The sequence below is a fragment of the Vibrio sp. Vb1755 genome (assembly GCF_033338635.1).
In the GTDB taxonomy this organism is placed as follows: Bacteria; Pseudomonadota; Gammaproteobacteria; order Enterobacterales; family Vibrionaceae; genus Vibrio; species Vibrio alginolyticus.
In genome coordinates, this window is sequence record NZ_JAWOTA010000032.1 from 39,738 (window position 1) to 51,650 (window position 11,913).

The following is an 11,913-nucleotide window of genomic DNA, read 5'->3' on the forward strand; positions in this document are numbered from 1 at the left end:
TTATTTAACTTGTTATTTTGTAATTAATTTTCACTTTTTACTCTATGGCTGCCGTAAATTTGCTCTAAATCAGGAGACAGCGGAATAATTGCAAACTTAGTCTGCTTTATTTGACTATAACTGGTGCTTTTCGCTAGATTGGAGTCTTAACAAGGACAATGGATGTAGTTTTTTTACGAGGCAGGACGACAATGAACGAGAAATACGCCGCACTCAAAAGTAATGTGCGCATGTTAGGCCACTTATTGGGTAACACCATTCGCGATGCCCATGGCGAAGAAATCTTCGAGAAAGTGGAAACCATTCGTAAATTATCCAAATCAGCTCAAGCAGGGAATCAAGCAGACAGGGACAGCTTGATCGAAGAAATCAAACATCTACCTGATGAGCAGCTAACGCCCGTTACTCGCGCGTTTAACCAATTTCTAAACCTCACCAATATCGCTGAGCAATACCACACGATTTCACGCCATTGTGAAGAGCACATTTGCGAACCAGACGCGATTAACTCGCTGTTTTCTAAACTGGTACAAAACGATGTGAGCAAACTGGACACTGCCCAAGCGGTTCGTGATCTGAATATTGAATTGGTATTGACGGCTCACCCAACAGAAATTACGCGCCGCACGATGATCAACAAACTGGTCAAGATAAACGAGTGCTTATCAAAGTTGGAGCTAAGCGATCTTTCTTCTAAAGAGCGCAGAAAAACCGAACGCCGCCTAGAGCAACTGATTGCCCAAGGCTGGCATTCAGACGTGATTCGACAACAACGCCCTACTCCGTTGGATGAAGCAAAGTGGGGCTTTGCGGTCGTTGAAAACTCTCTATGGGAAGCAGTACCGGACTTCCTACGTGAGATGAATGACCGTCTAAAATCTTACCTTGGAGAAGGTTTACCCATTGATGCTCGCCCAGTGCACTTCTCCTCTTGGATGGGCGGTGACCGTGACGGTAACCCGTTTGTTACTCACAACGTTACGCGTGAAGTCTTACTATTGTCTCGTTGGAAAGCCGCCGATCTTTATCTCAATGACATCAACGAGTTGATCAGCGAGCTGTCTATGACAGTTTCAAACGATCAAGTCCGTGAACTTGCTGGCGAAGATCAGCACGAACCATACCGTGCGATCCTGAAGCAATTACGCACTCTGCTCAATGAAACCAAAGATATTCTCGATGCTAAGATCCACGGTCAAAAGCTGGCTGTTAAAGCACCACTGCAAAAAGTCGAGCAACTTTGGGAACCGCTGTATGCCTGCTACCAGTCACTAAACGAATGTGGCATGGGTGTAATAGCCAACGGCTCACTACTGGATACACTACGCCGCGTAAAAGCATTTGGTATCCATCTTGTACGTCTTGATATCCGCCAAGAGAGCACGCGTCACTCAGACGTCTTGTCTGAACTAACTCGCTACTTAGGTATTGGTGATTACGAACAATGGAGTGAGCAAGATAAGATTGCTTTTCTAACTAACGAGCTTGCATCTAAACGTCCGCTTCTCCCTCGTGATTGGGAACCGTCTGAACCCGTCAAAGAGGTTTTGGATACCTGCAAGATTGTTGCAGCACAACCGCGTGAAGCGTTTGGCGCTTACGTTATTTCAATGGCACGTACCGCCTCTGACGTACTAGCCGTTCATCTACTGCTACAAGAAGCGGGTTGCCCTTACCGCATGGATGTGTGTCCTCTGTTCGAAACGCTAGACGATTTGAACAACGCAGAATCGGTCATCAAGCAGCTTATGGGGATTGACCTTTACCGTGGTTTTATCCAAAACCACCAGATGGTCATGATTGGTTACTCTGACTCAGCGAAAGATGCAGGTGTTATGTCTGCTGGTTGGGCTCAGTATCATGCGATGGAATCGTTAGTTAAAGTTGCTGAGGAAGAAGGCGTTGAGCTAACTCTATTCCATGGTCGTGGGGGCACAGTCGGTCGCGGTGGTGCACCTGCGCATGCTGCGCTTTTGTCGCAACCACCAAAAAGCTTGAAAGGCGGTTTACGTGTAACAGAACAAGGCGAGATGATCCGCTTTAAACTGGGGCTCCCAGATGTCGCAGTAAACAGCTTTAACCTATATGCAAGTGCGATTCTGGAAGCCAACTTGTTACCGCCACCAGAGCCAAAACAAGAATGGCGCGACTTGATGGAAGTGCTATCAGAAGTAAGCTGTGAGTCTTACCGAAATGTGGTTCGTGGCGAGCCAGATTTCGTGCCTTACTTCCGCCAAGCAACACCAGAACTCGAACTCGGCAAGTTGCCACTTGGTTCTCGTCCTGCAAAACGAAACCCTAAGGGCGGAGTAGAAAGCTTACGTGCAATCCCGTGGATCTTCTCATGGAGCCAAAACCGTTTGGTACTCCCTGCATGGCTAGGCGCAGGCGAAGCGATTCAATACTCGATCGATAAAGGCCACCAAGCATTGCTCGAAGAGATGTGCCGCGAATGGCCGTTTTTCTCAACTCGTCTCGGCATGCTGGAAATGGTGTACTCGAAGTGTAATATTGATATCTCTCGCTACTACGATGAGCGATTGGTGGATGAGTCGCTCCGTCCACTCGGTGAAAAGCTTCGTGCTCAGCTTCAAGAAGACATCAAAGCGGTACTGAATGTAGAGAACAATGAAAACTTGATGCAGCATGACCCTTGGGGACTCGAGTCTATTCGCTTACGCAATATCTACGTTGAGCCATTGAATATGCTACAAGCAGAGCTGCTATACCGCACGCGTCAAACCGAAGAAGCTTCTGCAAACTTGGAAGAAGCGTTGATGGTGACGATTGCTGGTATTGCTGCTGGTATGCGCAACACAGGCTAATCGTTTCATTTTTAATAAAAAGCTGGGCAAATGCTCAGCTTTTTTTTATCACAGGATAATCGCACCAAAACAAAAGCAGTAAAATAAACCATAATAGACCCAAAAAATACCAAAATAAAAGAACAAAAAACCACAAGTTAACACTATTGATTATTATGTTAGTTTTTTAGGGTAATTTTGTCCTACTATTCCACTTCATGCTTATTATTTATATACTACTTGCCTGCTGAGAGCTCATAAATCCAATCATACCTGCTCCAGCCTTGATGGGACTCCCCATCTCTCTAGGTGATAAACGGCTTTAAGGTGACAGGACCAACATTGTTGGTGCTACTTATACATTAAAAAACTCAAGTGCCAGTAAGAGCGCAGCTGAAAGTATAAGTAGCTTGTTTACAAGTTTATTGACCATTTGGATTGAAGACATGTCATTACCACACGTAATCTTAACTGTTCTTAGCACTCGCGACGCAACCGGTTACGATATCACTAAAGAATTCTCTGCTAGCATCGGTTACTTCTGGAAAGCAAGCCACCAACAGGTGTACCGTGAACTCAACAAAATGGCTGAGAAAGAACTGGTTACTTGCGTATTAGAACCCCAAGAAGGCAAACCAGACCGCAAGGTTTACTCCATTACAGACGCTGGTCGCAGCGCTTTAGGAGAGTGGTTTGATCAACCAACTGCACACCCAACAGTTCGTGATGAGTTTTCAGCGAAATTGATGGCATGTGCCGTTCAACCTGCAGCTCCATTCCGTGACCAACTCGCCGAGCTAGTTGAAGAGTCTCGCAAACTGGTTTCTCACTACAAAGAAATTGAAGCGGCTTACTACGCAACGCCGTCAACTTTAGATAAACAAGCTCGCCTAGAACGTCTAACGCTTCGCCGTAACCTTCTGTTACGTGAAACTTGGATCACTTGGGCAGAAGAAGTTCTAACTGAACTTGAAGTGATTGGTTAAACTCCTTTTGCTTTGATAAAACGAAAAAGGCTTGCCACTTGGCAAGCCTTTTATCCTTTTGAAACCAGATTTACGCACCGACTACTGCGCGAGGACGAACACCCAACGTATGGCATAACGCGTAAGTCATCTCTGCACGGTTTAGTGTGTAGAAGTGAAAGTCCTTAACCCCTTCACGACTCAGTACACGCACCATATCAATAGCTTGGCTAGCTCCTACAAGCTGGCGAGTCACCGGATCATCATCCAAACCATCGAATTGTTTGCTCATCCATCCTGGTACTTTCACGTTGTTCTGTGCCGCAAAGCGAGACGCTTGCTTAAAGTTCGATACAGGCAAAATTCCTGGCACAATTTCTACGTCAATTCCTGCTGCGACACAACGGTCACGGAATCGCAGGTAAGACTCAACGTCAAAAAAGAACTGAGTAATAGCACGGTTTGCACCTGCATCTACCTTACGTTTTAGGTTCAATAAGTCAGACTGAGCGCTTTTAGCTTCAGGGTGAACCTCAGGGAATGCAGCAACGGAGATATCGAAATCGTGGCGTGATTTCAGCAGCTCAACCAAATCCGAGGCATACATATCAGGCGCACCGCCACCTGGAGGAATATCACCACGCAGAGCGACGATATTTTCAATACCATTGTTCCAATAATCATCGGCAATATTAATCAACTCTTCACGAGTCGCATCAATACAAGTGAGATGGGGAGCGGCAACCAATCCGGTTGTTGCTTTAATTTCTTTAATGATGGAGTGTGTTCTGTCACGCTCGCCGGAGTTCGCACCGTAAGTCACAGAAACAAATTTAGGTTGAAGCGTTTTAAGACGGTGCACTGAATTCCAAAGTGTTTCTTCCATCTTAGCGCTGCTTGGCGGAAAAAACTCAAACGATACATTGATGTTATCTGATAACTCAGCAATATTCTGGTTCAAGGCGTCGATATGGCCTGCGTGCGTATATCCCATCTTACTCTCCCTGCGGCACTCCGCCACGAAAACAAATCCTTAAAATCGACGTTTAGACGTCTATATGTCTACAGAATGTATTGAATACGATTTAATGTCAACCTTGTAATTATGAATTTTTCTCAAGTTAATAATGAAGATAGTTCAAGTTTCTACTTGAGCATCATCTCGCCATTTTGCACGGGTTATGACTTCAGTATGGCACTGATAGGGGAATAAAAAACCCTGGATTAATTCCAGGGTTTTTAGGTCAATCGCAACTTTAAAATAAACCAGCCAATCGGTTGAGGTCGGATTGAATAGCGCCGGCTGTCACTTCTCTGCCTGCGCCTGGTCCTCGAATGACCAGAGGGTTATCTTTGTACCACTTGCTCTCTATGGCAAAAATGTTATCGCATGGCAATAAGTTGGCGAGCGCGTGCTCACGAGACAACGCTTCGACTCCCACCGTTGCTTTACCATTTTTTTCTAAACGCGCCACATAGCGAAGCACTTGATCGTTTCTCTGTGCTTTTGTCAGACGCTCTTGAAGTATTTCACTCAACAACGCTCCATTATCGAAGAAATCATCTAAGCTCAGTTCTCTTAATTCTTCTGGCACTAAAGACTCAACTTTAACGCTGTCTGGTTCTATATCTAGGCCCGATTCTCGAGCCAAGATGACTAACTTACGCATTACATCGGAGCCATCTAAATCAGAACGAGGGTCAGGTTCGGTTAACCCTTGCTGCCAAGCAAGATCGACTAAATCATTAAATGGTACAGAACCATCAAACTGTTGGAACAGCCATGATAACGTCCCCGAGAAAATCCCCGATAGAGCGACGATTTCATCCCCACTTTCACGAAGATCTCGCACGGTATGGTTTATCGGTAACCCAGCACCAACCGTTGCGTTGTATAGCCAATGACGACCAATTTTAGCGAATGCATCTTGAACCTGATGGTAGTACTGACTATCTGCGGAACCGGCCACTTTGTTAGCGGAAATCAAATGAATGCCTTGCTGTGCGATTTCTACGTAGCGCTGAGCTAACTCTTTACTCGCGGTAACATCAAGCACGACGGCTTCATCATAGCTTTTAAGTGCTCCCAAACGTGCCAGCCAATCCCCATTGTTTGCTATGCTTTCATCATCAAATCGTTCAGCAACACTCGCCGCCTCAATACCTTGCTCATCGAACCAATAGGTTTGGCTATCCACAACCGCGACAAGATCAAAGCTCATACCATGACGTTTTTCGAGCTCACTTTTTTGCGTAGCAAATAAATTTAGCCAACTAGAACCAATATTACCCTTGCCACATAAAGCCACTGCCACGCGTTTTTGCGCTTGGAACAACTGGCTATGAATCGTTTGAACCAACGCCTCGGTATCAGTACGGCGCAAAACAGCGACTAGGCTCAGCCCTGAGTCTGTTTCAGAGATAAATTCTACCGGAGAGTGCTTTAGCTTCTGATAAAAGCCAAAGCAATGATTGGCGTTTTTCGTAACGCCTGCACCTACCGCAGCTAAGAGCGAGTAACCTTCTTTTAGCTTAATTTCAGCCTCTACCGCAAGCTCTTGCAAGTGTTTCAATGCACCACCGGCGATTTCTGCGGTGTAAGCCAAGCGTAGCGTGTGCTGATCGGATTGAGCTTCAAATGCCAGTGGCTCTAATTGCGCGCGCTGCAACGCTTGTAATACATCACTCTGTGTTTTTTCGAAGTCGTGCCCATGCATGAAAGACAACTGCACCAATAAAACATCATCCAGTGAAGTAATAATTTTAGCGCCACGACCAGATGCCAATACACGCTCAATACGAGTAGAACCCGACTCTGGCAGATAGCTACACTTGAGATTAAGGTCCATGGTACTTTGCGCCACAGGCTGAAGCGTACGACTGTGTAGCACTGGGGCAGCTAAGCGAGCAAGTTCACTGGCTTCATCCAATCGAAGTAACGGTAATAAACAAGCGTCAGACACCAAACGTGGATCGGCACTATAAACACCAGCAACATCACTCCAAATCGTGACAGTACTGACTTCAGCAAGCGCGCCTATGACCGTTGCAGAATAGTCAGAGCCGTTACGACCAAGTAGAATGGTTTCTCCTGCCTCGTTCTGAGCCATAAAGCCAGTAATTACCACACGTTTATGGTTATGCTGCGCGAGGATCTCTTTAATTAAAGGGTATGAACGAGCGCGATCAACCTCTGGTTGAGTTCCCGCTTCTGCACGTAAAAACGCTCGTGCATCTTGTGCAACCGCAGGGATAGAACGTTGAGATAATAACGCGGCCAATAGGCGAGCAGACCATACTTCTCCGTGTCCCAGTACCGCAGCTTTTTGCGCATTAGTGAGTGGTGCAGTCAGCTCCGAGAGAGTACTGAACTCATCATGTAATAAAGCTAACAGCTCTTCTTTTGCTTCACTCTCCAACAAGCTTTCTATTAGCTCAGTTTGGAACTGTCTTAAGCTTTGAAGCGCTTCATGCGCAATTCGGCCATCTTTATTTAACCCTTCCAAAAACTCAATCAAGCGATTAGTGGTTTTTCCTGCAGCAGAGACGACCACAAGATCATTTTCTGTCGAATACTCTTTGAGAATACCCACAACGCGTAAGTAGCATTCTGGGTTTGCTAAGCTACTGCCACCAAACTTATGCAGCTGACGTTGTACAGTCATTGTTATCGTCTCCTATTACTGGGTAGCTTTAGCGAACGCTTGTTCTAAATCTGTGATGAGGTCTTGTGCATCTTCCAAACCGACAGACAAACGCAATAGTTGATGAGAGACCCCAGCCTCCGCCAGTGCCTCCTCACCCATTGCACGGTGAGTCATGGATGCCGGGTGGCAAATCAAACTTTCTACACCACCTAATGATTCAGCTAATGAAAACAGTTGGAGCTCTTTCACAAACACCTTTAACTGCTCAAACGAACCAGCAAACTCAAAACTCAACATAGAGCCAAAGCCCGTTTGCTGCTTTTTAGCAATGTCGTGACCTGGATGTTCCGGCAGGCTTGGATGATAGATAGTTTTAACTAACGCTTGTTTCTGTAGGTAAGCCAGTACCTGCTGTGAGCTCTCTTCATGTACTTTCATACGAGCACCAAGCGTACGAATACCTCGCAGTGTCATGTAACTATCGAAAGGTGTGCCCGTTGCACCAATACAATTGCCCCACCATGCAAGCTCTTCTGCATGCGCTTCTGTGTTGGTGATGATTACCCCACCAATTACGTCCGAATGACCGTTGATGTACTTTGTTGTGGAGTGGATAACAAAATCCGCACCTAGCTCTAAAGGTTTTTGGTACACGGGTGTCAAAAAGGTATTGTCCACCGCAACTAACGCGCCGACTTGTTTCGCTTTTTCACAAGTAGCTGCAATATCCACTACGCGAACCAGAGGGTTTGACGGAGTTTCTAGCAAAATGAGTTTTGGTTTTTGTGCCAATGCAGCATCTAAAGCCTGTTCGTCTGATTGATCGACAAACTGAACCTTAAAATCGCCTTTATTAGCTCGGGTATTAAAAAGACGATAGGTACCACCATAACAATCGTGAGGAGCAATAATGAGATCATCTGGGCCGAGAAAAGCGGAAACCCATAAATTTAATGCCGACGTACCGCAGTTAGTAACAACCGCTCCTTTTCCAGACTCGAGTTCAGATAGCGCACTTTCCAACAGTCCGCGGTTTGGATTACCAGATCGTGTGTAATCATACTTGGGCACTTCACCAAAAGCAGGAAAACCATAGTTAGTGGAAAGATAAATAGGTGGAACGACAGCATGATATTGGCTGTCTGATTCAATACCAGTGCGTACTGCAATGGTCGCAGGTTTGCGAGTGCTCATGGGTGTATCCTTTCACGGGTAATGACTTCTAAATAGGAATGCGCTATATCTAATGAGTAACATAAAGTGATCAACACGCTTCCTTTGCTGTTATGTTCACTTTACTCGTCAAAAAATGAGACGTCAACACTTCTAGACGTCTATATGTCTTTGCTTATGGCGGTAAATGCAGCTAAAATCAGCACCTAAATTATTTTTAACCGATTACATAAATGAAGGTGTGCAATGGCTGACTGGAATGGCGAATACATTAGCCCATATGCAGAGCACGGCAAAAAAAGCGAACAAGTAAAAAAAATTACCGTCTCTATCCCGCTAAAAGTTTTAAAGGTGCTAACTGATGAGCGTACTCGCCGTCAGATCAATAACTTACGCCATGCAACCAATAGCGAATTGCTATGCGAGGCATTTTTGCACGCGTACACAGGTCAGCCACTTCCGACAGATGAAGACCTTCGTAAAGACCGTCCTGATGATATTCCAACAGAAGTAAAAGCGCTGATGACGGAAATGGGCATCGAATTTGAGTCATTCGACGAAGAATAAAAAAGCCTGATAAAATGTTTCAGGTAATAACTCTTGCCTCGAGCCAAATGAATGACATAAAAAATGGGACGCAATAGCGTCCCATTTTTATGTATCACATCAGAAAGATATATTACTCTTCCATGTAGTTTGCAGGCATCTCGATACGAGCTACACCTGAATTAACCGCCGCCTGAGCAACCGCTTTTGCAACACGTGGTAGCAAACGTGAATCCATTGGTTTTGGAATAATATAGTCCGCACCAAACTCTAGCTTATCAACACCTGCAGCCTTCAATACGGCTTCAGGTACAGGCTCTTTTGCTAGCTCACGAATCGCCTCAACGGCTGCAAGTTTCATTTCATCATTGATTTCACTTGCACGCACATCAAGAGCACCGCGGAAAATAAATGGGAAACACAATACGTTGTTAACTTGGTTAGGATAATCACTACGGCCAGTACCCATGATCAAGTCATCACGAACTGCGTGAGCAAGTTCCGGCTTGATTTCAGGATCCGGGTTAGAACATGCGAATACGATTGGCTTATCTGCCATCAACTTCAACGCTTCCGCTGGCAATAGGTTTGGACCAGATACACCTAGGAACAGATCTGCACCTTCAATCACGTCTTCTAGTGTGCGCTTATCTGTATTGTTCGCAAATAGCTGCTTATATTCATTAAGATCATCACGACGAGTGTGAATCACACCTTTGCGATCTAGCATGTAGATTTTTTCGCGCATTGCGCCGCATTTGATCAGAAGCTCCATACACGCTACAGCGGCAGCGCCAGCGCCAAGACAAACAATTGTTGAATCTTCAAGTTTCTTACCTTGAAGTTCGATTGCATTCAGCATACCCGCTGCCGTTACAATAGCAGTACCATGTTGATCATCGTGGAATACTGGTACATCACAACGTTCAATCAGACGCTTTTCAATCTCAAAACAGTCTGGTGCTTTAATATCTTCAAGGTTAATACCGCCAAAAGTGTCTGCAATGCTCGCAACAGTATCAACAAATTCATCGATCGTGCGGTGCTTAACTTCAATATCAATAGAGTCAAGACCTGCAAAACGCTTAAACAGTAACGCTTTACCTTCCATCACTGGCTTAGATGCAAGTGGACCTAGGTTACCTAGACCTAGAATAGCGGTACCGTTAGAAATAACAGCAACCATGTTCCCTTTTGCAGTGTACTTGTACACGTTATCCGGGTTTTGTGCGATTTCACGCACTGGCTCTGCAACTCCTGGGCTGTATGCAAGGGCAAGATCACCCGCCGTTTCCGCAGGCTTTGTCAGTTCGACAGCAATCTTTCCTGGAGTTGGATAAGCATGGTAATCCAATGCTTTTTGGCGATGTTCTTCTTCTGGAGTGGCTGCTTGGTGGTTGTCTTCAGACATGGACGTTTCTCTTTTTTATTTTTAGGTAAGGGGGCATAAATTCTATCGGATAGAAATCAAACTTCATAGGCAAGATTGCGAGCAATATCCTTAAAAAGCCGATAATAAAAGAGATTAGACCAGATAACGGGGTTAAGCACCCGATTTTCGAGTCAGGTGCTCTTTCTTATTACTATTATTGGAGTATGCAAACTTAGATAGTATCGTTACTCTTCGTCCACGTATTGCGCTTGGAGATAATTCTCAATACCAGACATTTCAATCAAGCCAAGTTGCGTCTCTAGCCAATCAACATGTTCTTCTTCATCTTCAAGAATGTCTTGGAATAAATCTCGAGACACATAATCTCGAATGTCTTCAGCGTAAGCAATCGCATCTTTTAAATCTGGAATAGCCGCCATTTCAAGCTTTAAGTCACACTCGAGCATTTCCTTGGTATCTTCACCAATCATCAACTTACCTAAATCTTGTAGGTTCGGTAAGCCTTCAAGGAACAAAATACGCTCAATTAGATGATCGGCATGTTTCATCTCATCGATAGATTCGTGATATTCCTTGTCTGCTAGGTGCTTTAAGCCCCAGTCTTTATACATTCGGGCATGAAGAAAATACTGATTAATAGCGACGAGCTCGTTACCGAGCACTTTATTGAGATGTTGAATGATGATTGGATCGCCTTTCATGACAAAACCCTCCTCTTTGGCTTCATTTAAATGTAGAAGCAAATGAGAAGGTGTCAAAATGTAAGGCAAATAATTACTGCATACTTACAGCAATTAGCTGGCTTGTTTAAATTCCGTGTAACTAGTTTCCGCTAAAATTTCCTTGGCCTGTCTGATGCACTTACCACATTGGCTGCCCAATGCCGTGCACTTTTTGATTCCTTTAATATCTGTTACGCCTTCATCTATCGCCAACTTCCTGATTTTTTTGTCGGAGACACCATGGCAAAGACAAACGTACATACTCAAAAAACCTATAAAACTAATCTGTGACAAACAATATAAACAAGAATAGTTCTTGTTACCAGTCGCATTATGGTGTCCGATCAGAATATTTGGTTATAACGATTTTACCGCTGCAGGAAAAGATCAAAGGGTTAAGAGGGGTGAGTAAAAGCGTTAAGAAATAAAGTCGGTAAAACTCTGTTTTTAAATCGAAAAAGTGACGTCTTTTATTTCAACACTTATAACTAAATGTAATCTAGAAATGAAAAAGGGAAGCCTAAGCTTCCCTTTTCGATGCGCTTTCTTCAAAAAGAAGAACAGTGCAAGATTTCGTTTAATTCGTTATGAATTAGTCGAAGATCTTAGCAACAACACCAGCACCTACTGTACGGCCACCTTCACGGATCGCGAAACGTAGAC

The 11,913-nt window shown here is 44.6% G+C and carries 9 protein-coding genes and 1 pseudogene; 3 read left to right on the forward strand and 7 right to left on the reverse strand.

Annotated elements, in window-relative coordinates; genetic code table 11:
- Positions 1-191 precede the first annotated feature (191 nt).
- Together ppc and R7E00_RS20080 are read left to right on the forward strand one after the other, a co-directional pair.
- Positions 192-2,825 (forward strand): phosphoenolpyruvate carboxylase, encoded by a 2,634-nt coding sequence (ppc, locus tag R7E00_RS20075; RefSeq protein ID WP_005381336.1) that lies wholly within the window; start codon positions 192-194, stop codon positions 2,823-2,825.
- A gap of 425 nt (positions 2,826-3,250) precedes the next feature.
- A complete protein-coding gene (locus R7E00_RS20080; protein ID WP_005382791.1) occupies positions 3,251-3,790 on the forward strand; it encodes a PadR family transcriptional regulator in 540 nt (179 codons plus the stop codon).
- A 70-nt stretch (positions 3,791-3,860) separates the two neighbouring features.
- Here the strand turns inward: R7E00_RS20080 and metF are convergent, their stop codons facing one another.
- The 3 genes from metF to R7E00_RS20095 all read right to left on the reverse strand — a co-directional run bounded on the left by metF (position 3,861) and on the right by R7E00_RS20095 (position 8,610).
- Positions 3,861-4,763 (reverse strand): methylenetetrahydrofolate reductase, encoded by a 903-nt coding sequence (gene metF, locus R7E00_RS20085; protein WP_005381345.1) that lies wholly within the window; start codon positions 4,761-4,763, stop codon positions 3,861-3,863.
- A gap of 262 nt (positions 4,764-5,025) precedes the next feature.
- Positions 5,026-7,434, reverse strand: a complete 2,409-nt coding sequence (locus R7E00_RS20090) for a bifunctional aspartate kinase/homoserine dehydrogenase II (protein WP_017633523.1) — start codon at positions 7,432-7,434, stop codon at positions 5,026-5,028.
- A 15-nt stretch (positions 7,435-7,449) separates the two neighbouring features.
- Entirely contained in the window at positions 7,450-8,610 is a 1,161-nt protein-coding gene (locus R7E00_RS20095; RefSeq protein ID WP_005381350.1) for an O-succinylhomoserine (thiol)-lyase, read from the reverse strand.
- A 225-nt stretch (positions 8,611-8,835) separates the two neighbouring features.
- Here R7E00_RS20095 and metJ point away from each other — a divergent pair, with 225 nt between their 5' ends.
- Positions 8,836-9,156 (forward strand): met regulon transcriptional regulator MetJ, encoded by a 321-nt coding sequence (gene metJ, locus R7E00_RS20100; protein WP_005381353.1) that lies wholly within the window; start codon positions 8,836-8,838, stop codon positions 9,154-9,156.
- A gap of 112 nt (positions 9,157-9,268) precedes the next feature.
- Here metJ and R7E00_RS20105 read toward each other — a convergent pair whose 3' ends face one another.
- From R7E00_RS20105 to R7E00_RS20120, 4 genes and pseudogenes are all read right to left on the reverse strand, one after another.
- Positions 9,269-10,546 (reverse strand): malic enzyme-like NAD(P)-binding protein, encoded by a 1,278-nt coding sequence (locus R7E00_RS20105; RefSeq protein ID WP_025768085.1) that lies wholly within the window; start codon positions 10,544-10,546, stop codon positions 9,269-9,271.
- 206 nt (positions 10,547-10,752) lie between these two features.
- Positions 10,753-11,229 carry a bacterioferritin gene (gene bfr / locus R7E00_RS20110; RefSeq protein WP_005381359.1) on the reverse strand — a complete coding sequence of 159 codons (477 nt, stop codon included), beginning with the start codon at positions 11,227-11,229 and terminating at the stop codon, positions 10,753-10,755.
- Between the two features lie 93 nt (positions 11,230-11,322).
- On the reverse strand, positions 11,323-11,511 hold the full coding sequence (locus tag R7E00_RS20115; protein ID WP_005381360.1) for a (2Fe-2S)-binding protein: 189 nt from the start codon (positions 11,509-11,511) through the stop codon (positions 11,323-11,325).
- 331 nt (positions 11,512-11,842) lie between these two features.
- A pseudogene (locus R7E00_RS20120) lies at positions 11,843-11,913 on the reverse strand (elongation factor Tu); the annotation flags it as partial.

Coding starts and splice junctions, on each gene's coding strand:
- R7E00_RS20095 (WP_005381350.1), bottom strand. CDS start 8,610: ATGAGCACTCGCAAACCTGCGACCATTGCAGTACGCACTGGTATTGAA.
- metJ (WP_005381353.1), top strand. CDS start 8,836: ATGGCTGACTGGAATGGCGAATACATTAGCCCATATGCAGAGCACGGC.
- R7E00_RS20090 (WP_017633523.1), bottom strand. CDS start 7,434: ATGACTGTACAACGTCAGCTGCATAAGTTTGGTGGCAGTAGCTTAGCA.
- R7E00_RS20105 (WP_025768085.1), bottom strand. CDS start 10,546: ATGTCTGAAGACAACCACCAAGCAGCCACTCCAGAAGAAGAACATCGC.
- ppc (WP_005381336.1), top strand. CDS start 192: ATGAACGAGAAATACGCCGCACTCAAAAGTAATGTGCGCATGTTAGGC.
- R7E00_RS20115 (WP_005381360.1), bottom strand. CDS start 11,511: ATGTACGTTTGTCTTTGCCATGGTGTCTCCGACAAAAAAATCAGGAAG.
- R7E00_RS20080 (WP_005382791.1), top strand. CDS start 3,251: ATGTCATTACCACACGTAATCTTAACTGTTCTTAGCACTCGCGACGCA.
- metF (WP_005381345.1), bottom strand. CDS start 4,763: ATGGGATATACGCACGCAGGCCATATCGACGCCTTGAACCAGAATATT.
- bfr (WP_005381359.1), bottom strand. CDS start 11,229: ATGAAAGGCGATCCAATCATCATTCAACATCTCAATAAAGTGCTCGGT.